This window comes from Pseudomonas izuensis (assembly GCF_002356535.2).
Classification (GTDB): domain Bacteria; phylum Pseudomonadota; class Gammaproteobacteria; order Pseudomonadales; family Pseudomonadaceae; genus Aquipseudomonas; species Aquipseudomonas izuensis.
The window spans coordinates 2,176,796-2,202,466 of sequence record NZ_AP017423.2 but is presented as its reverse complement, the minus strand read 5'-3'; the positions used below and the strand labels follow the sequence as shown (position 1 = coordinate 2,202,466).

The window sequence follows — 25,671 nt, the reverse complement described above, 5'->3', positions numbered from 1 at the left end:
CTGGCGTTTCCCTCGGAATGCCCACCGGACACCCTCGGAGCACGGCTTTTTGACGCCTGAAAACTGTGTCAAGACTGAAACATAAATTGAAACAAATTGCTGGCAGCAGCGCCCAGATGCCGCGTCCAGCGTGATCTATACCCATCAGTACCTTCACCCCCAGCATGGCCAATCCTGGCCAAGGAGGGCTTCATGACCCTGATCGATAAACTCCGCGAACGCATCAAACAAAAAGGCTTGAGCCGCACGTTCGGCACACTGTGGAAACGCTATGTGTTCTTCCACTGGGAGTTGCTGTGGATGGAGCGCGACCTGTTCAGCCCGGTCCCGCCGCACAAGCTGCGACCCTACGCCGGCGTACGTCAGGTGACCATCACCCCGGAAAACGCCACGGCGTTCGCCAGGCACTTCGGTGATCGCGTACAGACCATGGCCGAACTGGCAGCCGAAGGCCACACCGGGCACATGTATCTGGATGAGGACGGTCATGCCGTGGCGTTCATCTGGGGCAGCACTCGCGACTACCACGACCGTCACTACTACGGCTGCAATTTTCCGGTAAGACCCGGTGAGTTCTTCGAGTTCGGCGGAGAAATGACGCGGGCCTACTTCGGCAGCAGCCTGTCGGTGGACGTGCAGGTCAACCTGTGGGAAGCGATGGCGGCACAAGAGTGCTACAAGGTGGTGGACGTCTGCGAAACCCACAACATCCCGGCCCTGAAACTGCACATCCGCATGGGCTATCACGAACAGGGACGGGTTACCCACGTCTACGGCCTGTTCGGCCGCTGGCGCTTCTTCCGCGAAACCCGCTACACCGGCTCACGCCTGGAACCGCTGCGCAAACCGGGACGGCCGGTGGTGACGTCCGCGGCGCAGGCGTAAGGACTGTACCTGACAGACCGCGTTGGCACCTTCGCGAGCAGGCTCGCTCCCACAGAAGATCTACATAGGCACCGATCAAATGTGAGAGCGAGCCTGCTCGCGAAAGCGCTGGTTCAGTCAACATCAATGCTCAATGCAACACTGCCATCGCGAGCAAGCTTTGCTCCTACAGATGCAAGACTAACAACACCCTGCTCAACCCTTCACCGCGACCAACGTAAAACACATCGGCAACTGCGCCTCCCGCTGTTGGTAACGGTCATACAGTTCTTCGCGGTTGGAATGCGGGTGTTCCTTGAAATGGCGGATGTTCAACCCCGCCGCGAGGGTGCCGGTGAAAATGGCGCCCAGGGTGTGGACGAACCAATACGACGGTGCGGCCTGTTGTTCGACCTTGCCCTCGTAGACAATCGGCTCGGTTTGCACAAAAGGCTCACTACGAAAGTACGAGCTGGCCAGGGCGTAGGGGTCGGCGGCTTCGGGATCGAACATTTCCAGAAACGGATGGGTTTCATACACCACCAGCGCCCCACCCGGCTTCAATGTCTGCGCCACATGGCGCAGGAATTCGCCGATGTCCGGCATCCAGTTCAATACACCAATGGTAATCAGCGCCACGTCGAAGCGGCCCTGCAACTCAAGTGGCAAATGGTGAATGTCGGCCTCGATGAACTCGGGCCCATGGGGCGAGCGTGACGCCAGCTCCCGCGCCTGTTCTAGAAACGCCGCGGACTGGTCGACACCGACCACATGCCGGGCGCCCAGGGCAAACAGGGACAGGCTTTCGCGACCATTGTTGCAGCCCAGCTGCACCACGTCCTTGCCATGGACACCGAGTTCTGTCAGCACAGTGGTCAGGGTGTCATCCAGGCATGAAAAATCCGCGTGGGCCACAGCGTTCAAGAGCACCCGCCAGTCGGGGCTGTCCTTGTGATGGCGGGCGGAGTCGTTCCAGGCATCGCGGTTGCTGGCGATGGCTTTTTCTTTTGTCGGCATTTCCATTGCACATGTCCCTATCGAATGGTTCGACCCACGACTGTAGCAGCTGGCGACGCCCACGGCCCCTGTAGGAGCTGGCTTGCCAGCGAAAGCGGTTTATCTGGCGACATCAATGCAAGTTGAATGACCGTCTTCGCTGGCAAGCCAGCTCCCACAGGGGATTGGGGACATCCGCGAAAGCCAGGTCGGCTGTCAGGCCGCCTTCACTGCGGTGCGGCGATCCGACAAGCCAGCTCATACAGGGAGCGCTATAGTTAATGGCCTTGGGGATATGCACGAAAACCGATGTCACAGGTGCTGCCATGAACAAGACCGAACAGACGCTGTTGCTTGCCCTTTGCCTGACCGCCGCCACCTGTGCACAAGCGCAGGACACCCCGATGCAGACCGAGCAGTCGAGCAGTGAATTCAGCTATTACGGGGCCGACCAACCCTTCGCCCACCCTGCTCCCCCCTCGCTGAGCACCGTGCCGCCGGGCTCATACATTCCGACATCACCCCAGACATTCATCCCGGTGTCGAGCGAGCACGTGTTTTACGACTCCCGGTTGCCGACGGTGGCCGATGCCACCGTTCGGGTATTCATTCGCACCTACGATGAGGAGCACGGTGTCTACGTGAACCAGGAAGTCTTCGACCCGACGTGCATGCGGGCTTGCCTAAGCAGCCCAGGCCCGGCGCTGCAGGGCTCGCAGCTGTAGGAGCAAAGCTTGCTCGCGATAGCGCCGTGTCAGGCAACAGGTGTTTTATTGAACGATCGCCATCGCGAGCAAGCTTTGCTCCTACAGAAAAGTGCATCTTTCTGCCTACCACTGGCGTTTGTCCGGGCGCGCAAGGCCGAGTTTTTCTATCCGGTAACGCAGCATGTCGCGGCTCAGGCCCAGCAGCCGTGCGGACTTGGTGACGTTCCAGTCGGTCTTGTCGAGCATCTTGCGCACCATGTCGCGCTCGACTTCCGGCAGGTTCATCGACTCGGTGCCGCTGTAGACCGGACGCGGGTCGCCGTTTGGCGCCTCGTGCTGAAACAGCGGCGGCTCATCCACCAGGCTCATGCAGACGTTCAACTGATGGGCGGCGATGACGTCGTGTTGCGCCAGCAGCACGGTCTGCTCCAGCATGTTGCGCAATTCACGCACGTTGCCCGGCCAGCTGTAGTTGAGCAGCAACTCTTCGGCCTGATCGCTGAAGCGCAGGTGCGGTTTGCCATAACGCTTGCCATGGGCCGCCAGGAAGTGCCGGGCCAGCAACAGGATGTCTTCGCCGCGGGTATACAGGCGTGGCACCTTGATCGAGATGATGCGCAGGCGGAAAAACAGGTCGCGGCGGAACTTGCCCTGCTGGACCATTTGTTCGAGGTTGCAGTTGGTGGCGCTGATCACCCGCAGATCGACCTTGCGCTCCTTGACTGCGCCGACCCGGCGGATCGTCCGGTCCTCCAGCAGCTTGAGCAATTTGGCCTGCAGTATCAGGTCCATTTCCCCCACTTCGTCAAGAAACAACGTGCCACCATCGGCCGCTTCCACCAGCCCCACGCGACGGTCCTTGGCGTCGGTGAAGGCGCCCTTCTCGTGACCGAACAACTCCGACTCCACCAGGTTGGCCGGAATCGAAGCGCAGTTGAATTCGATGAACGGCCCCTTGGCGCGCGGGCCGTCGAAATGCAGGGCACGGGCCACCAGTTCCTTGCCGGTGCCGGTCTCGCCTTCCACCAACACCGGCGGCAGATCGGTATTGGCCATCCGGCGCTCGGCGTCGAGCAATTGGGCAATGGTGCCTTTGAGGTAAACCATCGGCGCCGATTCGCCGATCAGCGCCTGCACCCCGGACTTCTGCGCTTCGCGTTCCTGATAGAACGACAGCGTGCGCTCCATCCGATCGGCGGCCAGGGCCTTGTCCAGCAGCAGCTTGAGCTCCGGCAGCGCGACCGGTTTGGTCACGTAGTGGAAAGCGCCTTCTTTCATCGCCACCACGGCGTCCTCGACGTTGCCGTAGCCGGTCATCATGATCACTTTCAGATCCGGCGCGCTGATGCGCAGCTTTTGGATCAGGTCATGACCACTCATGCCCGGCAACGAATTGTCGGTCAGCACCACATCGGGAACGAAAGCCCTCAATTGCTCCAGTGCGTCTTCAGCCGAGTGGCAGACGGTCACCTCGAAGTCCTTGCGCTCCAGGTAGGTCTGGATATTCTCGGCGAGGAGTTCATCATCCTCGACCAGCAGAATGCTGTGTTCCATATTCCCCTCCCGTTGCCACTTTAAAATTCAGACAAACGCGGGTTCCTTCCTGCTCCTGGCTGGTCAGTTCGACCGAGCCTTCGAAACGCTCCATTATTCTTTTGACCAGAGCCAGGCCCACGCCCAGCCCCCCTTGTTTGGTGGTGAAGAACGGCTTGAAGACCATTTGCTGTTGCTGCTTGCTCATGCCCTTGCCGGTATCGTTGAGAATCATGCTCACCTGCCCGGGGGCGGGTGTTTCAATATCGATACTCAACACACCGCCCGTAGGCATGGCTTCCAGGGCATTGGCGAACAGGCTATTGAGAATTTGCGTGAGCAGCATCTGTTGGCTGACGACCGGTGGAACGTTTTTGGGCGTGAAGCGCACCTCAACGTTCGAGCGTTTGATCAACGGTTCGAAAGCCCCCAGGGTGTCGTCGATGGTCAGCACCAGATCGACGTCTTCATGATCGTCATTCACCGGCCGCAACGACACCAGCAACTCGCGCACCCAGCGCGACATGCGATCGACCTGGCTGATGATGTCGCCGATGTTTTTCTGCGCGGTCTGGCTGGCGATTTCCTGGGCCAGTTCGGCGCTGGAACGGATATTGGCCAGCGGGTTGCGCAGGCTGTGGGCAACGGCTGAAGACATCTCCCCCAAGGCGACGAAGGTTTCATTGGCGACCAGTTGTTTTTGCTGGCTCTGCAACAGCATCGCCGCCCGCCGCACGATCCAGAACAACCCCAGGTAGATCATCGCCCCGCCCAGCAGGGTCGCCAGCCAGATCGCCTTGAACCCGCGCTGGATGCGTTCCACCAGGTCCACCGGTTCCTTGTAGATTTCCACCATGGCGATCACTTTGCTTCTGTCGGCATTGAACATCGGGATGTAGTTCTCGACGAACAGATATTGCGGTTCACGCAGCAAGCGTTGCTCAGGCTTTTCTTCATCAATTTCGTGGTAGCTGGTGGACACCGGTTCCTTCATTTCGAAGGACTCGTCCAGTTCCTCGTCGTCCTTGATGCGCACGCCGATCAACTCAGGGTTGGTCGACCAGACCACGGTACGATCGAGGGCGTATACGGTGGCCAGCAGAATGTCCGGCAGGTGCTCTACATGATCGAGGAACTCGCTGCGAGCGTTGGCACGGGCCGCCGGGGACACATCGGGGTCGGCGTTGTCCTGGCGCGGATCAAGCATCTCGCCCATGGTCCGCTTGGGGTCGATCCGGGCATGGCGAATTTCCGCATCGCCGATGGCCTGAATGAACTGCGCGGTCAGCATCGAATCGCGCTTGATGCTCTCCTCCACTACAAAACGCGTGGAAATGTAGCCCAGCCCCAGCGCCACGGCGGCGATGATGAAAAAACTCGCCAGCGAAAACCAGCGCACCAGGTTGAACGGTGGCCGCCAATCCTTGCCTTGCGCTGCCGGTGTCGTGTGCGCAGCGGTTTTTTGTTCTTTTAGTATCTGCATGGGGACCGTCCTGATTGCTGGTCTTCAAGCCTTTTCAGCCGCGTTTCGGATCAGTGTAGGTGGCATTGATAACAACGACGGAGCATTGAAGGTATTTCGCCACTATTCAACCTCAGTCTGTACCTTGGAGCTGCCGGGTGCAGCGATTGCGTGATGGTGTTCGGGCTCTTCGTTACCGGCGGCCAACGCGTTGGCCGGCGGATGCTGGCGATCGGTTTCCGCTTGTAGAAAATCGATGATCGACTGCGCCGAATGCTCATCCATGCGCAGGTTGGGCATCGGGATTTTGCTGAAGCGTTCGAACAGCTCCATGGCAATCGGGTCTTTTTCCGCAAGCATGCGGTCCGGCTCACGAATCCAGCGGTTGAGCCAGGCGGGATCGCGTTGTCGGGTCACGCCGATCAGGTCCGGGCCGATGCTGCGCAGGCCGATGCCTTGCCCGTCCAGCGGGCCGAGGCTGTGGCACGACGCGCAACGGGTACGAAACAGTTCTTCGCCATTGCTGGGCGGACGGATTTCGGGGGCATTGGCATAGCTTTCGCCAGCGCTCGGTTGTTTCCAGTTATGCAAGGTGTTGGCCAGTTGATCGGCCAGAATCCACGGGTTCTCGAAGGGTGAAGCTTTCATCCAGCGCCCCGTTTGCTGGTTGCCGACGATCAGGCTCAGGTTGTGGTCCTTGCTGCGACCGTTGTCGACGCCTTCGATGAACAACCCGAGCTTTTGCCGCAACTCGGTGACATCGGCAAATTCCCCGGTGAGGAATTGCCAGCCCGGCCCGACCTGGAATCGCTGCGAATAGGCCTTGAGCACGGCGGGGGTATCGCTCAAGGGGTCGATGCTGATGGAGTAGAAAAAGATGTCCTTGCCGACCCGGTCGCCAAGCAATTTCTGCACCTGGCGCAGGCGCGCGGTTTCCAGCGGGCAAGAGTCGCTGCATGAGGTGAAGATGAAGTTGATCACCACCACCTTGCCCTTGATCAGGTCATCGAAAAAACGCACCTGCCGACCGTCCTGGTCGGTCAGCAGAGTGTTGGGGAAATAGTCGCCACCCCACGGGGTGGCGGATTCAGTGTCGGCTGCTTTCTCGGCAATTGCGGTTGCGATTGCTTCTACCGAGGTGGGTGCGGGTGTGGGTGTGGGTGTCGACGGTGCCTGGTTGGCGACCAGCAGCTGGCTGGCCAGCAAACCGGTGACCAATATCAGCACCAGGTGCATTCCCAAGGCGCGTGAGCGCGGTGTATTCAACTTCATGTCGACACCCTCCCGGTTCATTTCTTGACCGCTACTTTTGGCCCCATGCCGTCGCCGGTACGGAAGGTTGGCAGTGCGGCAGAGTTCACGTAGCGCACGCCATCCCAGCTCGGCAGCGGTGTCGGCATCAACTGGAATTGACCCGGCTTCTCAATGTCCCAACGCAGCAGCATCGAGTTATCTTCGTGCTGGGTGTTGTGACAGTGCTCCATGTAGGTCCCGGCGAACTCACGGAAGTTGATCGCCATTTCCACATTGTCCAGGCCATCGCTTTCCGAGCCGATGCGGTACACGTCCTTGCGTGCCCATTTTTCCCATTCCGGTGGTGCCTTGCCGCCACGACTGAGGATGATCCCCTCCTCGAAGTGCACGTGTACCGGGTGACTCCAGCCACTGCCGCCGAGCCTGATGTTCCACACCTCCAGGGTGCCGAAGCCACTGCTGCCGGCATCGGTAGGACCGTTTTTCAACTGGGTGGCCGCGTTCAGGCGACGAGGGTCCATGTGGTAGCCGAAGCCGCCATCGGTCTTGACCGTCCAAGGGGCTTCATCGGTGCCGTCGGAACGGCCGAAGATGAAGCTGCGGTGACGGGCATTGGCCAGCAGCGCCATGTCGGCAGGGTTGTCACGATGGATTTTCAGCGGGATCATCACCAGGCCTGCAGCCTTGCCCGGTTTGGCCGGCTCGTACAACGCCGGGTCCATGGCCAGGTCCTGACCGGTGTAGGCCTTGACGTTGAGCTGCAACACCTTGCCCACCGCCGGGTCGCCCCTGTCCCACTGCGGTCCCTTGCTCGTTTGCTTGATCACCGCCAGGTACTTCTCGGACAGCACGTCGGCCAGCGGGATCGGCTCTTTCGGGCCTTTGCCGTTGTCGTGGGCCAGCAGGTTGACGAAGAAAATCTTGTCCCCCGGCTTGATGCCGTTTTTCGCGAAGTTGACGATGATGTCGAAACGCTCGGCAATGCCCTGGGTTGGCAGGATGGCGTTGTGGTTCTGTTTGTCGCCATCGCCGTCCAGGTCCATGGTGCCGTCGAACGGCACGCTGTGTTCCATGATGTTGCCGTCGTTGGCGATCATATGGAACGGCACCCGGGCATAGGACACACCTGACCCTTTTGGTCCCTGGAACTCGCCACTGGTGCCCTTGATTTCACGCACGAGCGCAAATTTGTAGTAACGCGACACCGAGCCGTTGAGCATGCGGAACCGATAGCTGCGGGCCCGTACATCCAGGGTCGGTTTCCAACCCCAGTTGACCACCACCTGGTCACCGAGGAAGCCGTCGGTGTTGAACGGGTTGAACCACAGCTGACCGTTCTGATCCCACGCCTTGTCGGCGAACAACAGGTTGACGTCGTAGTCGCGGTTACCCCAAGGCAAGGCGCTGCCGCTGGGGAAACGCAGGTTGACGCCGTCGTTCACCGACTCGTTGCCACGGTCCAGGGCGCTGTAGTAATTCATCATCGCCGCGTTGCCCTTGTAGACGTTCTGCGCGGTGAAATCGAGCATGTGGTCGTGGAACCAGTGGGTGCTCATGGTTTCGCGCCAGTCGCCGCGAATCTTGATCGTGCCATGGTCGCAAGTCTTCAGACCCGGGCTCATGTCATTGGTCCACAGGGTTTCGCCCGGCGAGCACGGGAACGCCGCACGCGGATCTTCAGCCTTGGTATTGATGGTGTCGTAACCGGCCAGCTGGATCGGCCAGCGGTAGTCGTAATACTGCCCGGGGAAGAAAAACGCGTTGGCATAACCATCGCTTTCCGCTGGCGCGTGACCGTTGTGTTCATGGGTGGTGATGGTGTGCAGGCCAAACCCCATGTTGGCCGACGGGTCGATAGGCAGGCCGTTGTAATGGCGCATGAGCACCGGCTGACCGTAACGCACCATCAACAGTTTGGGTGGCAGTGTGCCGTCGAAGGTCCACACCGAGTTGTGTTTCTGCACCGGCATCAGCGGATGCAGACGCGGCTCGACGCCCTTGGCGGTGCCATCCGTTGCCTGTATTCCCGCGACGTTGTGATAGAGACCACCGGGGCCGAACTCACCCACGGCGTAGTGGTGCATCTGCCGATTATCACGCAAGCCGCCGTTGGTCCGTATACCGGTCTGCACGGTCTTGTAGGCGTTCTGCGGGTAGAACTCGTTCCAGCGCTGATGGGACCAACCTTTTCCTGGTGGACGGCCTTCGGCGGAAGAGCCGATGTGGCGGTTGAGAAATTGCTCGATCTGCGCCTGCCATGGGTTACGGTCAACCGAGTTGGAATACTGGCTGGGGAACGGTGTCAAGCCGGGTTGGCGCAAGAAGGTATCGAGTGCCAGGCTTGGCGGCGCACTGCGCGCAGCACTGGTGGGGTCCTGTTGTGGCAGCGGGCCGATTGCCGGGGCAGGAAACGGCAAGGGCGCTGCCGGCGTGGTGGGGTCGAGTTTTTCCGGTCCGAATTCCTCGAACAGCAGCATTTGCTGGGTGAATGGCTGAGCGCCGAACAAAGGGCTGGGCTTGCCATTGGTGGGGTAGTTGAAACTGGTCTGTTGTGCCGGCGGAAGCTGGTTTTCTACCCGCGTCTCGTCGCGGTTGCCTTTGACGCCATCAGGCAAATCGAAGGCATCCTGGTTGGCCTCCGGCATGCTCAGGATGGCGTTCAGCGCCGCCGGCTCGTCGGCTGGTTCGTTCTGGTAAGCCGAAGGATCGGACGGTTCTGGCTGTCGCTCGTCGTCGATCGGGCTCGCACGCAACATCCCTGTGCTTATTGTCATTGCTAGGGCGACGCTCAAAGGCGTCAATAACCACTTGAAGGGATACCGCGCTTTTCTGTCCATCACCAGCCGCCTCGTGTGTGTGAAGGGGGTGATGGTGGTTTTGCAATTCTCTCGCCAGATTTGTAACTGTTTTATACAAAAGAATTAATACCCGCCAAAACAATGGCTTATCAACATCAATGTGCCATGACCGGGAGAAAACGACTGGGGAATGACACCCGCTAGCGGGGAAAGTTCGCCCCCATTTTCAGGGGCCTCAGACAGCGCGATCCTTTGTAGGGGCTGGCTCGTCGGATCGCTGCACCGCAGCGAAGGCGGTGGGTCAGGAAGAACGCTTTCGCTGGCAAGCCAGCTCCTACAGGGGGTACGCGTATCCTTGCTTCAGGGAACCAACCTGAACAACAAACGGACACGGGTGCCCTCGCCTTCACGGCTGTCGAGGGTCACCGCGCCGCCGAAACGCTCCATGATCCGCTTGACCAGCACCAGCCCGACACCGAGCCCACCCTGCTTGGTGGTGAAAAATGGCCGGAACGCCATATTGCGTTGCTCTTCGCTCATGCCTTTGCCGGTGTCGCTGACCACCACGCTGACGTCATGGGAATGGGACCGCTCCAGGGTGATGGCCAGGGTACCGTCTTCGTCCATGGCCTCCAGCGCATTGGCCAGCAAACTGTTGAGGATTTGCGTCAGCTGCACCTGCTGGCTCATCACCATGGGTGTCTCTTTGGGTTCGAATACCACCCTCACCCGGGCCTTGGCGATCTGTTGTTCGAAGGCCATCAGGCTGTCATACAAAGCCGCCACCAGATTGACCGGCTCGGCATCGTCATTGAGCGGCCTCAGGGATTGCAGCAACTCCCGTACCCAGGTCGACATGCGATCGACCTGGTTAATGATGTCCTTGATGTTCTTGTGCGCCGGGCCACTGTCGAACTCCAGCGCCAGTTCGGCGCTTGAGCGAATGGTCGCCAAAGGATTGCGCAGACTGTGGGCCACCGCCGATGACATCTCGCCCAGGGCAACGAAGGTCTCATTGGTGATCAGTTGCTTTTGCTGCGTCGCCAGCAAAATCGCCGCACGGCGCACGATCCAGTACAACCCGAAATAAATCAGGCCGCCGCCCAGGGCCGTGGCCAGCCAGATCATCACCAGGCCACGCTCCATGCGGCTGATCAGGTCCTTGGGTTCCTTGTAGATCTCGACCATTGCCGTGACGGTCTTGCCGTCGGCGTCAAACAGCGGAATGTAGTTCTCGATGAAGATGTATTCCGGTGGGGTGACGAACTTCTGCTCCATGCGCGACTTGTCCACATCGTGGTAACTGGCCGACACCGGCGTCTTATTAAGGAAGGCTCGATCGAGGTCCTCGTCGGCATGGATGGTGGTGCCCATCAACGCCGGGTTGGTCGACCAGATCACCATGCGGTCGGGGGCATAAATGTTGGCGAGGATCACGTCCGGTAAGTGTTCGATGTGGTCGAGGAACTCGCCACGGACATCGGCTCGCGCCTGCGGATCGACGTCGGGAAAGTCCCGGTCCTTGCGTGGATCCAGCATCTCGCCCATGGTCCGCACATTGGGAATCGACACATGGCGTACTTCGGCCGAGGCAATCGCCTGAATGAACTGCGACGTCAGCAGTGCATCGCGCTGCACGCTTTCGGTAATCACGAACTTGGTCGACACCGAACCCAACGCCACCGCCACGGTGCCGATCACCGCCATGCTGATGAGCGAAAACCAGCGCAGCAGATTGAACGGCTGTTTGCGCGTGCTCAAGCGAATATCGCCCTTGTCGGATTCAAGCGTTCTTGCCAGCGTGGTCATGTAGGTATTGTCCCGGACTGCCCCTATAGGTTTATAGCCCAGTGCTAGCCGTTTGCCCGATTGTGGGTGCCTTTCTCCCCACTTTCCCCACCCTGTCCTGCTGCCCCCATCCACCCCCAAACCTGGGGAAAGAGGCCCATTAGTACTAGTGGGGGAAGCGGCTCCCTTTGCCTGGTGAACGCCTGTATACCGGGCCTCTCACGGCCAATTTTGCTTATTGGCATGGGAGTTGCCGAAGTCCTGCCAACTGACCCATATCCAAGGGGCAGGTACTTTGATAGAGGGATTACTCATGCACCCTTTACTGTCCAAGACCGCGACCGTCCTGGTCGTGACCGCTCTGGCCCAAGGCGTTGCGCAGGCTGCACTGTTTGCTGTAGACAAGGGACCCTACCTGCCAACCACTGGTAACTTCGCTTCCTGGTATCAGGACACCCATGGTCGAACCCTCGACCTGTGCCTGTCCAAGGCTGTCAGTTCCAGGGTTCCAAGCGCTCCGGGCGCTCCAACCTACATGTGCAATTTGCTGCCAAACCCCGGCATTTTCGATGACACCCAACCCGTCGTTTTCCCGGGCAATTTTCCCGATGAAGCGTTCTGGTTCTCCGGCGACGGATCCATCGTCGACGCCGCCCGAGGTATCGACCTGACCTATGTCAGCGCCCTCGAGGCCGCCTTCAGCGGAGGCGACCCGCTCGAAGGCGACCAGATCAGTTTCGCCCGTATCCGTATTCGGGTCGACGTGCCCACCGCCGGCACCTACACCATCACCCACCCCTACGGCGTCGACATATTCGACGTTCCCGCCGGAGGGAAGCGCGCGATCAACATGACCCGGGACATCGGCATCGGCGCGCCAAAAACCTACGACGGCGCGCTCAAGGGTGACGTCGGTCCCTTCCTGCGCAGCCTCAGCGGCCCTTACACCGAGACCAACCCGGTCACCGGTCAGGCCGAGCAATTCGTTGGTGACCCGAACCTTTCAGAAGCCTTTACCGGCAGCCCGTTCAACACCAACTACATCCGCATCGAAGGGCCTAACGGGCTGGACTTGCGCACGACGGTGATGGCCATTTCCGGCAAGTTGTCGACGGTGGTGCGCCCCACTCCGATGATCACCGAGCGCAGCACTTACTCGCGCAAGGCAGGCACAAGTGCGCCGGTGGCCCAGCAGGACGTGTTCGTCATGGCCCCGCCACTGCCAGCCACCGTGACGCTGGACAGCAACAACCCTGCGCTGAGCCTGACCGAAGCTGACAGCACAGGCCACTGGTACGCCCAGTCGGCAACCAACCCGACGTTACCGAGCACCCTGCAGGTGACCGCCGACAACCACCTGGCCATCCCCAGCAGTACGCCGACAACGTTGCCTTCGCCGTTGACCGACCTGGTGGTGATCTCACGTGCCGAGTACAGCCTGAGCTCCGGAAAAATCACCGTTGAGGCTTCGACCAGCGATGAAACATCGCCACCGGTACTCACCGCCACCACCGGCTCGGGTGCCCTGATCGGCGCCCTCAGCGGCGGCGCGGTGCAGACCTTGTCCACCGGAATTTCACCGATTCCTCCGGCCAAGGTCCAGGTGACGTCATCCAATGGCGGCAGCGATACCGAAGAAGTGGTCATCGTGCAATGAACACTCACATGACCAGATCCTCATCAGGAGGCATCATGAATAAATTGCCACGCCTGGCGCTCAACGCCCTGGGACTGACTCTATCGCTGTCCGGCAGTGCTTTCGCGCAATTGGCTGCCGTCGACCCCGGCCCCTATACCTTTGCTACGGGTAAATTCCCGATCTGGTATCAGGACAAAAATCAGCTGTCGATGGAACTGTGCCAGTCCCGGGCCACCAGCTCGCGAGTGGGAGCCACCACACCACCGGCCTACATGTGCACCCTGCTGCCGACCCCGGGCATTTTCGACGACACCCTGCCGATGGTGTTCCCGGATAACTGGCCAGACGAAGCTTTCTGGTTCCTTGCCGAAACCAACATCCCCAACAACGCCGCCGGTTATGGAATGGACGCCTACGTGGCCGGTATTGAAGCGGCATTCGCCGGTGGCAATCCGCTCGATGGCGATCAAATCAGTTTTGCGCGGATTCGCATGCGGATTAACGTGCCCGTCGCCGGGACCTACACCATCACCCACCCCTATGGCGTGGAGACGGTGAACGTCACGACACCCGGTCGTCGCGCCATCAACATCACCCGGGACATCGGCATCGGTGCGCAGGGGAATTTCAGCGGGGCATTGAACGGTGCCATCGGGCCATTCCTGCGCAGCATCAGGGGCCCCTACACCGAAATGAACCCGGACACCGGCGCTATCGAAACCTTTGTCGGCGACCCGAACCTCACCGAACAGGTCACCGGCAGCCCCAATAACACCAACTTTGTGCGCATCCAGGGTCCGGCCGGGACCATCGAGACCAACCTGTTCACCGTGGCAGGTAAAGTCCTCGACAGCCGTGCGCAAACACAGGTGGACCTTAGCCGTGCAACCTACCGGCGCACCCCCTCGGGTACCGGCACCGGCGTCAGCACCCAGGTCGAAGTCTTCGGCAAAGCCAGCAACAGCTCGAAGCTGTGTTTCCGCGAAACCGTCGCCCTGGTACCCGCCACACCGCCTACGCCATGCCTGATCAACATGCGGGGTGATAACAACGGCCTGTTTTTTGAGCAGCATCAGATCGATGGCCCCGTGCCTGCGGTGGTGGTGCTCACCGCCACCAATCCGGCCGGAACCACCCGCCCGACCTCTGTATCGAGCAAACTCACCGACCTGGTGAAAGTCCAGACCGCCCGCTACAACTGGAGCAATCACAGCCTGCTGATCGAAGCCACGTCCACCGATGAAGTGGTCGTGCCAGACATGGTTGCCCAAGGTTACGGACGCCTGACAAAAGCCGGGACACTGCAAAGCCTGACCGTCTCCGATCTGAAGCAGCCTCCGGCCAGTGTCACCGTCAAGTCCGCGGCGGGCGGCAGTGATACCGAGACGGTCGTAGTGGTTGGGTCTGCGCCGGATACCGGTGAGAACCAGGCGCCGATCGCCCGTGCCGACTCCGCCAGTACCAGCATCGGGGTGCCGATCACCCTCAACCTGCTGGCCAACGACACCGATCCGGACGGCAACACGCCACTGACCATCACCGCGTTGACTCCAGCGATCGGCGGGGGCACCGTGGCGCTGAATGGTACGTCAGCGGTCGTCTACACCCCACCAACGACGGGCAACGGTCCGTTGACCGTGACTTTCACCTACAAGGCTCAAGACGCCAAGGGCCTGGCCTCGACCACCCCGGCGACGGTGACCATCACCGTGGCGGGTAACAAGGCTCCGACGGCGGTGGCTGACAGCGTCACGACCCTGGGTGTGGCCATTCCAATCAGTGTGCTGGCCAACGACACCGATCCGGAAGGCAACTTGCCGCTGACGGTCAGCAGCTTCACACCGCCAACTCGCGGCACTGTCACCCTTAGCCCTGATAACACCGTCCTGACCTACACCCCACCGGCTTCGGTCACCACGGCCTTCACCACGACCTTCACCTACTTCGCCCGGGACAGCCTCGGTGCTGTGTCGGTGTCGCCGGCCACGGTCACGGTGCAAGTCTCGCCGAAGCCAGCCGCGGAAACCTTCGCGGTGACCACGGCCACGGTGTCGGCCCGCTCCAACAACCGCTTCACCTGGGACTTTGCGGGCACCTCGTCGGTGACCACCGGCAACACCATCACCATCCAGGTCACCACCCCGACCGGGCTGCAAACCCTGGGCACTACCACAGTGCCGGTGACCGGTCGCTGGAGGTTCACGGCGAACAACCTCACCACGGTGGTTCCATCGACTAACCCGACCGCCACCATCACCTCGTCCCAAGGCACCGTGCGCACAGTGCAAGTGATCTCGAACTGAGCCCTCGCCCCATTCACTCGGTGAGTGAATGGGGCGAGCCTCTCGTGAAAAGGAAGACACCATGAAAACGCCGACCACCGCCCTGCTCTGCCTGCTCCTGCTTTGCAGCAGCACAGGCGTGCGTGCCGACGACTTGATGGAAAACGATGACCTGGCGCCTGCCGCCGACCTGGGCGAGCTGCCACCACCGGTGGGCCAGCATGCACTGATCGACCAGAACGGCCTGGCCAACATCGCGCTGTTGCAACAGAACGGCCAATCGCTGCTCGGCGAGATCGTGCAGTCCGGCAGCAATCAGGAAGCCTACATCCTGCAACAAGGCAGCGACCTGATGGCCTTGATCAACCAGCAAGGTTCCGGCAATGCCGCGTCCATCACCCAGACCGGCAGCCACAACCGCGCGCAGATATCCCAGAACGGCAACAACAACGACGCCAACATCGTCCAGGCCGGCACGGGGCAGCAAAGTGCTGTGACCCAGGCAGGAAATGGAATGAGCGTATCGGTCACTCAATTTCGCTAAAGCACTGCACCCTTTGGAGGTTCCATCATGTTCAAACTTGCGCCCCTTACCGCCGCCATGCTGGTCATTGTCAGCGCCCAGGCGATGGCCGACGACAGCGTGTCCACCCAAAACCAGAGCGGTGACGCCAACATTGCCGATGTGAAGCAAAACGCGGCACCGTTCAGTACCATCACCCAACAGCAACTGGGCCAGGGCAACAACGCAGCAGCCGTGCAAGACACGGCCACCACCACCATTACCCAGACCCAGACCGGCGACTACAACGCCGGCTACGCCGAGCAGCTGTACGAAGACGGCAGCACCATCACCCAGGACCAGGTCGGCAGCTACAACACCAGCCATGCCAGCCAGTCGATCGGTGTGGGTGCCAGCGAAGCCTTGCAACAACAGCAAGGCAGCGGCAACTTCTCGTTCGTCTATCAGGACAGCCAGGACGGCACTTCCGGCAGGACTTACCAGTACGGTGACGGCAACGAAGCCAACATCGAACAGATCCAGCTCGGCACGGCCAATAACGCGGTGATCATCCAGTACGGCACCACCAACTACGCCACCGCCGAACAAATCGGCCAGATGGCCGGCCAGATCGACATCAACCAGGCCGGCACCAGCAACTATGCCTACGGCGACCAGCGCTACAGTGAAGGCGGCACCCAAGCCATCAACCAATATGGCGACGGCAACGGCTCCGAAGTCTGGCAAGACACCCAACTCACCAGCCAGGTCACCATCAACCAGTACGGCAACACCAACGAAACCATCGTCGACCAGAGCTTCGGCGAAAACAACGTGGCCAATGTGCTGCAAGTCGGCGACCTCAACGCCATCTATGCCGACCAGTTCGAATCCCTCAATTCCCTCGTCACGCTCTATCAACAGGGCAACGGCAACGTGCACTTCACCTACCAGAGCGGCGACAGCCAGGTCATCAACGCCACCTCGGTGGGTAACGACAACAAGGTCTACGCCAGCAACTGGAAAGGCCCGCAACTGGGCGGTCAATTCGGCTACAACCAGCTCGCCACCGTCAAACAGAACGGCGACGGCAACGTCGCCAGCTTCAAACAGGATGGCGTCGGCCAAGTCATGACCACCAACCAGACTGGCTACGGCAACAAAACCACGATCAGCCAGGCCGATTCCTATAACGAGCTGTACTTCGACCAAAACGGCACCGACAACATCCTGATCGCCGACCAGCGCGGCACCACCAACCTGGCCCAGGGCACCACCAACGGCACAGGCAACAGCACCGAGTTCAACCAGGAAGGCACCGGCAACCAGGCGTACACCACACAGCTGTGGGGCGACGACAACATGATCACCGTCAAGCAGGCTGACACCATGAACGTGGCCTACGTCACCCAGGGCGGCACCGGCAACATCGCCAATGTGGACCAGAGCGGCATGACCCAGACCGCCACCATTCAACAGACCGGCAACTACAACCAGGCAACCGTGATGCAACAATAATTGTGTGGCATGAAAAAAACCGCGGCTCTTGGGGGAGGGTCGCGGTTTTTTTATGGCTGTACATATAGCTCTTTGTAGGAGCTGCCGAAGGCTGCTCCTACAGGTCAACCTTGTGGATCGAGGTTATCCAAAGCCCGATTCACCGCCAGATCCGCCAGCATGATTACTTGGTGGATGCCCAGTAACGTGCTGCGCTGCGGGCCGTCCAGAAAGGTGGCCAGATCGCTGGTCATGACACTGGCGGAGGCCAGGGATTCGCAGGCGTGGGCGAGCAGGTCTTCGGTGCGGATGTTTGGGGCGATATGAAAGAGGGTGCTGGGGTTGTGGGGGGTGGGGGTTTCGGTTGGGGATTCGGGGGGATTGGGGGTGGGCTTGGGCATGGTGAAGCTCCTTGATCATCAGTGGAGCCGCCAAACATCGCTGCTAAACGAAGAGGTGGCGACTGTACGCGGGTTAGCAGACCAGGGATCAAGGAACCCGGCGCACCGAAGTGCCCCACGCACAGTCACCATAACGGGGTGACACTGGCGCGCCTTGATAGTTACCGAGCTGCTAAACCCGATCGCTGAATTGACAGCGACACGGAAACGATAGAGACCAAGGCCAAAGCAAACAAGCCGGCGGATTCTGGCGTAGTTGTAGGCAGCGACGCAAGGCGATGTAGCCTTGCTCCGAGTCCTAAGAAATTTCCTGCAACCACAAACCCCCGTGGCGAGCGAGCTTGCTCGCGCTGGGGCGCGAAGCGGCCCCGAAATCAGGCGATACGGTTTGACCAGACACACCGCGTTCAATGGATTTACGACTGATGCGCAGCCGAACGGGAGCGAGCAGGCTCGCTCACATGGGGATCAGGTGAAGCCGCGAATGTCAGGTCGGCTCGTAGGCCGCCTTCGCTGGCAAGCCAGCTCCTACAGTTGAACCGGGTACATCCGTGAAAGTCAGGTCGGCTCGCAGGCCGCCATCGCTGGCAAGCCAGCTCCCACAGGGGATGGGTGCGCCCGCAAAAGTCAGGTCAGCTCGTAGACCGTCTTCGCTGGCAAGCCAGCTCCTACAGTTGAACCGGGTACATCCGTGAAAGTCAGGTCGGCTCGCAGGCCGCCTTCGCTGGCAAGCCAGCTCCTACAGTTTGGTCCGGAGTACATCCACAAAAGCCAGGTCGGCTGTCAGGCCGCCTCGCTTTGGCTTTTGATCTTCTTGCACCCTCGAGAGGCCGAGTGCAGGTTCTGCGCAGTGGGCAACCCGGCATGGATGCCGGGTTAGCCGCGCCCGGCCAAGGATGGCCGATCGCGGCGGGCCCACGGAGCAGGACCGGAGCGAGGGAATGCCGAGCCTGGGCGAGGCACCGAACGAAAGGGGCAAGAGCCCTTGGTTACTTAGGGCCGGGCGGCGTTCCGTTTTTCCAAGTGACCCGCTGTAAGAGCGGAACCATAGGTGGCCGTTGCCGCAGGAATGGATATGTAAGCGGTCAACAACATTCAGGTCGACTCGTAGGCCGTCTTCGCTGCGATGCGGCGACCCGACAAGCCAGCTCCTACAGTTGAACCGGGTACATCCGTGAAAGTCAGGTCGGCTTGTAGGCCCCCTTCGCTGGCAAGCCAGCTCCTACAGTTGAACCGGGTACAGCCGTGAAAGTCAGGTCGACTCGCAGGCCGCCTTCGCTGCGATGCGGCGACCCGACAAGCCAGCTCCTACAGAAGCGGATCGTGCGCAGCAACAAGAACCAGGTCGGCCCGAAGGCCGCCTCGTTCACTGATCTTCACCCTCAGGCGTCACCTTGTTCTGCGTCAGGTAACGATCCAGCGTCGCATCAGCCACGGGCGTGTTATCCCCGGCCACCTGCCACAAATGCCGCTCGATCCCCTGCGCCAGCATATGCCCCACCGCCGCCTCGATCGCCGACAGCACACACAACTGCGCCGGTTCGTTGGTGGTGTAGCCGGCCTCGGCTTCCAGCAGCTTCTTGAACTCGATGAATTTGAACACCCCGGCACTGCGGGCCACGGAGTAGATGGTCTTGCTGGTCATCACGTTGGCCAGTACCTGCCCGCTGCGCACATCAACCGCCCGCAGGTTGACCGTGACCTGGTCCACCCGATATTCACGAGAGATGTCGATGCCCAGGTAGCGTGCCCCTTCCCCGCCGCTCTTGACGTTGGTGTCGTAGGCGATGATCCCGCCCTCGAGCATCATGTTCGCCGCTTGCAGCGGTGGCAGTTCAGCCTGGATGTTCACCGGGGTGTTCGGCTTCTTTTGCGAGGCGCGGATGATCTTGCGTTCGGTCAGCAGGTTCTGCAGCCCCTCGCGCTCCAGCACCACGAACCAGCCGCTGGCCTGCAAGGCGTCCATCAACATGCTCGCCGCGCCCTGGGTGACGCTGGTGGAAAACGAACTGGCCGGGGTCGGCTTGTACTGTCCGGTCTGGTCACGGAAGCCGTACACCACGGCCATCAACCGGCCCTTGGGCCGTGGCATGTTGATCAGGTCATAGTAGGTCGAGGCCCTGGGGGTCAGGGTCGGGATTTTCGGGTCTTGCTCGGCCGGCAATGGCTCGTGCAGTGCACACCCTTGTAATGCCGCCAACATCAGCCCTAGCGCTATTATTTTTTTCATGTCCTTAACTCCCCGTCCCAAATCCCTATTAATTCAGGCCATTGACCTTGATTTCCGAAAGCTCACCCGTCGCCCGGTCAGTCACTTCAATCGTCAACTGCCCTGAGTCGTCGACGACGTTGACGATAAATGCGTCCGTGGACAGGCTTCCGGTGTTGCCGGTAGAAATGTTGTCCATCAATTGCCCCAGCAACCGCGATTGCAACTGCGCGGTGAAACGGTCCAGGGCCGAAGTCCCGGCCGCCGAGGTGCGGTTTTTCAAGTCTGGGTCGTCGAAGTCGTTCTGCGCCTGGGCGTTGTTGAGCAGCCAGGTGCCGTTCAACGGGTTGCCGCCGAACGAGGGGTTGATGGGCGTGTAGACCAGTTCCGTGGCCTGGATCAGTGCACAGCTTCCAAGCCCCAGCAAGCACCAGCTCGCATGCTGCAAAAACGTTTTCGTTTTCATAGTTCGTCCCTCTCAAGGTCCGTGGTGTCCTGTAACAAGGTCTCCAGCCTGCGCTGGGTAATCTGCCCGCGTACCCAGTCGGCGGCGTTATAGGCGTCGTCCTTGAGGTCCACGGTGTTCGGCGGCAGGAAGCGCCGATAAACCAAGTGTTGTTGATACTCCACGGTCACCAGGCTGCCCCAGCGAGCCGAAGGTCGTTCGCGTACCACCAGGTTGAAATCCATCGGGCTGGTGGCGCGCAGGCGTTCACTGAATGAGTAATAAAAGTCATGGCCGATATGCGAGATCGTGTCGTCGATGATGAAACCCAGCATCTCGTCCTCCTCGCCCGCAGAGGCCACGCCGGTGCTCAACACCAGGATCAGCGCCACACAGAAGCGGTTCATGGCTGCAACGCCTGAGGTGCCGTGGACTGAGCTTTCACCGGCCCCGACGCGCCGTCGGTAAAGGCCTTCTCGGCGACGAACTGCCAGTCCTTGTAGCTGGCCATGCCGTTGAAGTCAGACCACTGGGTGGGAAAATTCGTCTGTTTCAGCGGCTTGTCCGTGGACGCACTGCTGATGCCGGTGATGCGTCCGTCGAAGCCGCGCATCAGGAACCATTCGCCATTGCCCATCGGGTCTGGATAGAGCTGGCGGATATGGTGCCTGGCGCTGGGAAACCGCTCGTCCTGCAACAGGTCGGCGAGGTCTTTCGGGTACTGGGCCAGGCCTGGCGAACTGCGGTAGTAGCTGCGCAGTGCCTGGGCGTACTGGGTGCCGACCCACAGCAACTGGCGTTCGCGGTCACGCCGTGCGGCGGTCGCCCACAATTCGCCGGCACTGGCCAAGGCCATGCCCATCATCATGATCAGGAACAGCACACCCAGGTAGGTGAAACCGTCCTCTGCAGCAGGCCTACCACTCGGAATAAAGGCTGCCATCACGCGCCCTCCCTGTGGCACCACTCTTGATATCGGCCACCCCACCGGCCACGCCGTCAGGCGGCGCCACCATGACCCAGGTGTCCTTGCGCTCGGCGATCGGGTCCATCGGCGAGTTGCGCAGGTAACGCAGCTCGACCAGTTGGTCGAGGGAGTCGGGGTAGCGCCCGGTGTCGCCGTAGTAGTGGTCCAGCGCTTCGCGCATCGCCGACAGGCTCTGGCGCAAGGTGGTCTCTTTCGAGGCCTCCAGGCTGTTGAAATAACGTGGCAAGGCGATGGTCATCAGGGTCGCGATGATTGCCATGACCACCATCAGTTCCAGCAGGGTAAAACCCTTTTCCCGACGCATATGCTCACCACTCCCGGTAGGCGATGCCGTTGAGGCCCTTGCCACGGGCCTTGGAGTAGACGTCAAAGACGTCCTGGCCATCCCGTGGGTTCTCAGCCGAACTGTCATAAGCACGCAAGCCCCAGCCACCTTCGTCGTCACGCTTGACCGCCGCCAGCGGGTCGTGGGGAATGCGTCGCAGGAAGTAGAACTTCGCACCCTTGGCACTGCGTACATCACGCACGCCATCGACCAGCACTTTCAGGTTGGGCGGGTAGCCGTTGCTGTCGAGCGTCTTCTCGATGTAGCCCGCATCGAAGGCCCGTTTGTAGGCGTCGATGGCATCGCGGATCTGGTACAGCGCGGTGCGCAGATCCTGCTCTTTGCCCCGGCGCACCACGGTCTCGGTCAGCGGCGCGGCCATGCCGGCCAACAGGCCGATCAGGGCCAGCGTCACCACGACTTCGATCAAGGTAAAACCGCGTTGCGAGGCGTTCATGATCAAGGCTTCCCGACGCTGACTTGCACGTTGGTTGCGGTGACTGGCCGACCGATAGGCTCAGCCTGCACCGAAGGCTTAGCCTGTACCGAAGGCTTAGCCTGTACCAAAGACTTAGCCTGTACCGAAGACAGAGGTTGTTCCGGAGTCTCAGGTTGGGTCGGCGTTTCCAGCCGGCGGTCCGGCGCCTGAATGTGCATGCTGGTTTCGGTGCCGGTGGGGAATTCCATGTCCGACGGGCTCTGGTACGGCAGGTTGCGCACGATCCGTGGCGTAATCGACAGCACCAGTTCGGATTTGCTGACGTCATCCTTGTTGCTGCCGAACAGGCGACCCAGGCCGGGAATGTCGCCCAGGCCCGGAATCTTGTTGCCGGTGGCGCCATGGTCGTTACGCATCAGCCCGGCCAGGATCTGGGTTTCGCCATCATGCAAACGCAGGGTGGTCTGGGCGTTGCGGGTGTCGACCTGAACCGGAATCGTGCCTTGGCGCGTCGGTTCCAGCGGCGTGGCGTTACTGACCTCCAGGGCGACCTTGATCGCCACTTCATTGTTCAGGTGCACGGTTGGCTGCACCTCCAGTTTCAGACCGACATCGAGGTATGTCACGCTTTCGGTGATCACCGGTCCCTGGGTCGACGGCACCGAGGTGGCGCTGATGATCGGCACGCGCTGACCGATGTGGATACGCGCCTGTTCGCGGTTGCTCACCCGGATCACCGGGCTGGCCAGGGTGTTGATGTCCTTGTCCTGGGCATTGATCTTGGCCTGTGGCGACGGCGAGATGGTGATCCGGCTTGAGTTGATGCCCTTGAGCTGATCGAGAATGCTCACCGCCGAACCGTCGCTGTTGACCACGCCAAAGGTGTTCGGCCATTGCAGGCCCAGGTCGAGAATGCGCTGGGTGGCGACCTCCATCACTTCCACTTCCAGCACCACTTCCGGGTTGGACTGGTCTTGCGATTGCAGGAGTTTTTCGGCCATGCGCACCGCGTCGCCGGTGTCGCGCATGGTCAGGGTGTTAAGGCGTTCATCGACGAACACATCGCGGGTCTTGAGCATGGTCTTGACCATGTTCAGCGCGGTGTTGGCATCGATGCTGGTCAGGTAGAAGGTGCGCATCACCAGCTCCTGATAGTCCTTGAGTTTCTGTGGCGTGTCCGGGTAGATCAGCAGGGTGTTTTCGTTCACGACTTTCTGATGCAGCTGGTTCTGTTGCAGCAGCAGTTCCACGGCGTCTTCGATGCGCACGTCACGCACGAAGATGGTGGCTTTCATGTCCGGGCGCAGGTCCTTGTCGAAGATGAAGTTCAACCCGGCGACCTGGGACAGCACTTCGAAGATGGTCTTGAGGTTGGCGTCGCGAAACTCCAGGGTGACCGGTTTGTCCAGGCGGGTGCGCAGTTGTGGATAAGGCACCACGTTGCGGCTCTGCACCAGGCGGATGTCACCTTGCAACGCCAGGGCGCCTTCATTGTTCGGGTCCAGTTCGAGGATCTGTTTGACCTGACGATCGGCGCCGTAGATGTCGCCACGACGCAGGTCGCCACGGGCCAGTTCGAGTTTTTCATCCAGGTTGCGCATGTGCTCGAGCTGGCGCAGCGCGTCCTGGGCCCGGCGGTTGTTCGGTTCGATGGTCAACACCCGGCCGTACGCCATGCGGGCCGAAGCGAAATCGCGCTGGGCACGGTCCATGTCGCCCTGGGTCAACAGCGTGGTCACCGCACGGGCACGGTTGCTGTTCAGTGCCAGGTGTAATTCGGTATCTCGAGGGTTTTGTCGCAACCCCTCCTCGATCCGCGCCAGCCCCGCTTCGTACTGACCCGACTCCATCAGTTCCGAAGCTTCATCCCTGGCAACCTGCGAAGAACTGCACGCGACCAGCCCGGCACACAGACCAATGCTCAACAGCAAACGGGATTTGTTCATTGCTCGCTCCCCACAGACAGAGTCTGGGACAAATGCAGAGGCAAATAGACGAGGCTCAGTTCCAGATCGGAAATCCCCTCGATCTTCCATGTTTCGTCGATCACATCCCCTTTGCGCACGACGTAGATTTTCTCGCCGTTCTGCAAAAACACTTGCAGGTCGGTGCGGTCATCCATCTTGCCAATGAACTGGAAAGGCATTGGCGGTGCAGTGGGGACCTGCACCACGGGAGCTACGTTGACAGCTTGTTCGGTGACGCTGGCCAGGGTCGGTGCGGCCTTCCAGCTGCGGGCGGCGAACAGGTCGCCGGCCGGGCTCAAATCCTTGATTTGCGCTGCCGCCTCGGCGGCCTTGGCGGCCGGCAATGCACCACGGACCTTGTCTTTGGCAGGCGTGGCCACCGCGGCCACGTCGACCCCGGTGTCATCGGCCTGTTTGAAATATTCGGGCAACCAGGTCAGCGCCGCGGCCACACCGAGGAACGCCACCCATCCCACTGCGCGTTTGTTGTTCATCATGACCTCGACAGGTAAAGGGTCATGCGGATCCGCCCGTTCAGGTCGGTGTCGGCGATCTTCTTGCGCTGAAACTCCACGTCCTCCACCACCACTGCCGGCAACTGGCGGAGCAAGGCGTGCAGGAAGCGCCGCAGTTGCGGGTAGCTGCCCCGCACCGGCAGCAGAATCTGATAACGGGCCAGGTGGGTCTTGGGATCGACCCCCAGCGAGTACTCGCCACGTGCCAGGGTGATGTGCTCCAGGGCGGCCAATGCGTAGATCTTGTCGATGGCCACTGTCGCCTGGGGCTGCGACGGCAACTTGCTGCGGAAATCATCGAGCTGACGTTGCGGCACCACCGGGGCGGCCACAGTGCCGTCCTCAACCTTGGCCAGGTACTCGCTGGCTTCGCGGGTCTGCTGGCTCAGGTTCTGCAACGATTGCCAGTCCGGCAACAGCCCGGCCAGGCCCCAGGTCAACGCCAGCATCAGCAGGGCCAGCCCCGCCAGGCCAGGCACGCCCAGGCGTTGCAGGTACTCGTGGACGATCAATCTAGGGATTTGCATCGCCAATCTCCCAGGTAGCCGACAAGTTGAACCGGACAGGTTGCTCCGGCACGTTGGCAACGATTTCGTGGCTCAGCAGCGATACGTCGGACAACTCGTCGGTGGCTTCGAGGCGCTGGTGAAAATCGAGCATGGCCTCCAGGTCCCGCGCCTCGGCGCTGATCCGCACCTGGCCCTTGCGGGCGTCCGGGGTCAGGGTCAGCAAGGCAATGTTCTCGCGGGGCATGGCTTCGAGGGTGGCGAACAGCCGCTCCCAGGGCCGGCGCAATTGCTGCGACACCTTGCGCATCTCGGCCAGGTTCTGCGCCTGTTCGCGGGTTTCCGCCGGGGTCAGGCTGACCTTGGTGCCGGTGTCACCGGTGAGGACGCGCTGGGTGGTTTGCAGATGACCTTGCTGTTGCTCGGCCTCCACACTGAGGTGTTGCTGGATCACCACGCAGGTCAGCGCCAGCACCACGCCACCGGCCAACAGGCTCCAGCCCAGCGGGGTCGAGCGGTGACGGGGTTGAAAGTCGAGCATCAAGGCGCGCATG

At 60.8% G+C, this 25,671-nt stretch carries 23 protein-coding genes; 6 read left to right on the top strand and 17 right to left on the bottom strand.

Going from position 1 to position 25,671, the window contains the following annotated elements; all coding sequences use genetic code 11:
• The first annotated feature begins 192 nt into the window (after positions 1 to 192).
• Positions 193 to 885 (top strand): GNAT family N-acetyltransferase, encoded by a 693-nt coding sequence (locus LAB08_RS09930; protein WP_096512384.1) that lies wholly within the window; start codon positions 193 to 195, stop codon positions 883 to 885.
• 195 nt (positions 886 to 1,080) lie between these two features.
• Here the strand turns inward: LAB08_RS09930 and LAB08_RS09925 are convergent, their stop codons facing one another.
• Positions 1,081 to 1,887, bottom strand: coding sequence for a class I SAM-dependent methyltransferase (locus LAB08_RS09925; RefSeq protein WP_096512385.1), 807 nt, complete (start codon positions 1,885 to 1,887; stop codon positions 1,081 to 1,083).
• A gap of 299 nt (positions 1,888 to 2,186) precedes the next feature.
• Here LAB08_RS09925 and LAB08_RS09920 point away from each other — a divergent pair, with 299 nt between their 5' ends.
• Positions 2,187 to 2,585, top strand: a complete 399-nt coding sequence (locus tag LAB08_RS09920) for a hypothetical protein (protein WP_096512386.1) — start codon at positions 2,187 to 2,189, stop codon at positions 2,583 to 2,585.
• A gap of 105 nt (positions 2,586 to 2,690) precedes the next feature.
• On the opposite strand, the gene LAB08_RS09915 is transcribed toward LAB08_RS09920, so the two are convergent.
• The 5 genes from LAB08_RS09915 to LAB08_RS09895 all read right to left on the bottom strand — a co-directional run bounded on the left by LAB08_RS09915 (position 2,691) and on the right by LAB08_RS09895 (position 11,423).
• On the bottom strand, positions 2,691 to 4,121 hold the full coding sequence (locus tag LAB08_RS09915; protein ID WP_096512387.1) for a sigma-54-dependent transcriptional regulator: 1,431 nt from the start codon (positions 4,119 to 4,121) through the stop codon (positions 2,691 to 2,693).
• The gene (locus LAB08_RS09910) at positions 4,090 to 5,583 is read right to left on the bottom strand and encodes a sensor histidine kinase (protein WP_096512388.1); all 1,494 of its coding nucleotides are present in this window, start codon (positions 5,581 to 5,583) and stop codon (positions 4,090 to 4,092) included. The genes LAB08_RS09915 and LAB08_RS09910 overlap by 32 nt, the downstream gene beginning before the upstream one ends.
• Before the next feature lie 102 nt (positions 5,584 to 5,685).
• A complete protein-coding gene (locus LAB08_RS09905) occupies positions 5,686 to 6,834 on the bottom strand; it encodes an SCO family protein (protein WP_254007511.1) in 1,149 nt (382 codons plus the stop codon).
• Between the two features lie 17 nt (positions 6,835 to 6,851).
• The gene (locus tag LAB08_RS09900) at positions 6,852 to 9,653 is read right to left on the bottom strand and encodes a multicopper oxidase domain-containing protein (protein ID WP_096512390.1); all 2,802 of its coding nucleotides are present in this window, start codon (positions 9,651 to 9,653) and stop codon (positions 6,852 to 6,854) included.
• A gap of 321 nt (positions 9,654 to 9,974) precedes the next feature.
• Positions 9,975 to 11,423: an ATP-binding protein gene (locus LAB08_RS09895; protein ID WP_096512391.1), complete on the bottom strand. Its 1,449-nt coding sequence runs from the start codon at positions 11,421 to 11,423 to the stop codon at positions 9,975 to 9,977.
• A 292-nt stretch (positions 11,424 to 11,715) separates the two neighbouring features.
• On the opposite strand from LAB08_RS09895, the gene LAB08_RS09890 reads away from it, so the two are divergent.
• From LAB08_RS09890 to LAB08_RS09875, 4 genes are all read left to right on the top strand, one after another.
• Positions 11,716 to 13,059: a hypothetical protein gene (locus tag LAB08_RS09890; protein ID WP_096512392.1), complete on the top strand. Its 1,344-nt coding sequence runs from the start codon at positions 11,716 to 11,718 to the stop codon at positions 13,057 to 13,059.
• Positions 13,060 to 13,094: 35 nt separating this feature from the next.
• On the top strand, positions 13,095 to 15,344 hold the full coding sequence (locus LAB08_RS09885) for an Ig-like domain-containing protein (RefSeq protein ID WP_096512393.1): 2,250 nt from the start codon (positions 13,095 to 13,097) through the stop codon (positions 15,342 to 15,344).
• 61 nt (positions 15,345 to 15,405) lie between these two features.
• Entirely contained in the window at positions 15,406 to 15,867 is a 462-nt protein-coding gene (locus LAB08_RS09880; RefSeq protein WP_096512394.1) for a curlin, read from the top strand.
• Positions 15,868 to 15,894: 27 nt separating this feature from the next.
• Entirely contained in the window at positions 15,895 to 17,343 is a 1,449-nt protein-coding gene (locus LAB08_RS09875; protein ID WP_096512395.1) for a curlin, read from the top strand.
• A gap of 104 nt (positions 17,344 to 17,447) precedes the next feature.
• Here the strand turns inward: LAB08_RS09875 and LAB08_RS09870 are convergent, their stop codons facing one another.
• The 11 genes from LAB08_RS09870 to LAB08_RS09820 all read right to left on the bottom strand — a co-directional run bounded on the left by LAB08_RS09870 (position 17,448) and on the right by LAB08_RS09820 (position 25,670).
• Positions 17,448 to 17,723: a DUF6124 family protein gene (locus LAB08_RS09870; RefSeq protein WP_096512396.1), complete on the bottom strand. Its 276-nt coding sequence runs from the start codon at positions 17,721 to 17,723 to the stop codon at positions 17,448 to 17,450.
• A gap of 1,366 nt (positions 17,724 to 19,089) precedes the next feature.
• Entirely contained in the window at positions 19,090 to 19,953 is an 864-nt protein-coding gene (locus tag LAB08_RS09865) for a CsgG/HfaB family protein (protein ID WP_096512397.1), read from the bottom strand.
• A gap of 28 nt (positions 19,954 to 19,981) precedes the next feature.
• Positions 19,982 to 20,398, bottom strand: a complete 417-nt coding sequence (locus tag LAB08_RS09860) for a curli assembly protein CsgF (protein WP_096512398.1) — start codon at positions 20,396 to 20,398, stop codon at positions 19,982 to 19,984.
• Positions 20,395 to 20,784, bottom strand: coding sequence for a curli production assembly/transport protein CsgE (csgE, locus tag LAB08_RS09855; protein ID WP_096512399.1), 390 nt, complete (start codon positions 20,782 to 20,784; stop codon positions 20,395 to 20,397). The genes LAB08_RS09860 and csgE overlap by 4 nt, the downstream gene beginning before the upstream one ends.
• On the bottom strand, positions 20,781 to 21,320 hold the full coding sequence (locus LAB08_RS09850) for a type II secretion system protein (protein WP_096512400.1): 540 nt from the start codon (positions 21,318 to 21,320) through the stop codon (positions 20,781 to 20,783). Before LAB08_RS09850 ends, csgE begins: the two co-directional genes overlap by 4 nt.
• Positions 21,295 to 21,669 (bottom strand): type II secretion system protein, encoded by a 375-nt coding sequence (locus LAB08_RS09845; protein WP_096512401.1) that lies wholly within the window; start codon positions 21,667 to 21,669, stop codon positions 21,295 to 21,297. The genes LAB08_RS09850 and LAB08_RS09845 overlap by 26 nt, the downstream gene beginning before the upstream one ends.
• Before the next feature lie 4 nt (positions 21,670 to 21,673).
• Entirely contained in the window at positions 21,674 to 22,147 is a 474-nt protein-coding gene (locus tag LAB08_RS09840) for a type II secretion system protein (protein ID WP_096512402.1), read from the bottom strand.
• A gap of 2 nt (positions 22,148 to 22,149) precedes the next feature.
• On the bottom strand, positions 22,150 to 24,075 hold the full coding sequence (locus LAB08_RS09835; RefSeq protein ID WP_096512403.1) for a secretin GspD/PilQ domain-containing protein: 1,926 nt from the start codon (positions 24,073 to 24,075) through the stop codon (positions 22,150 to 22,152).
• A complete protein-coding gene (locus LAB08_RS09830) occupies positions 24,072 to 24,590 on the bottom strand; it encodes a hypothetical protein (protein WP_096512404.1) in 519 nt (172 codons plus the stop codon). Before LAB08_RS09830 ends, LAB08_RS09835 begins: the two co-directional genes overlap by 4 nt.
• Complete coding sequence (locus LAB08_RS09825) at positions 24,590 to 25,138, bottom strand: GspMb/PilO family protein (RefSeq protein WP_096512405.1); 549 nt, start codon at positions 25,136 to 25,138, stop codon at positions 24,590 to 24,592. The genes LAB08_RS09830 and LAB08_RS09825 overlap by 1 nt, the downstream gene beginning before the upstream one ends.
• Complete coding sequence (locus LAB08_RS09820; protein ID WP_096512406.1) at positions 25,125 to 25,670, bottom strand: pilus assembly protein; 546 nt, start codon at positions 25,668 to 25,670, stop codon at positions 25,125 to 25,127. Before LAB08_RS09820 ends, LAB08_RS09825 begins: the two co-directional genes overlap by 14 nt.
• Between the last annotated feature and the right edge of the window lies 1 nt (position 25,671).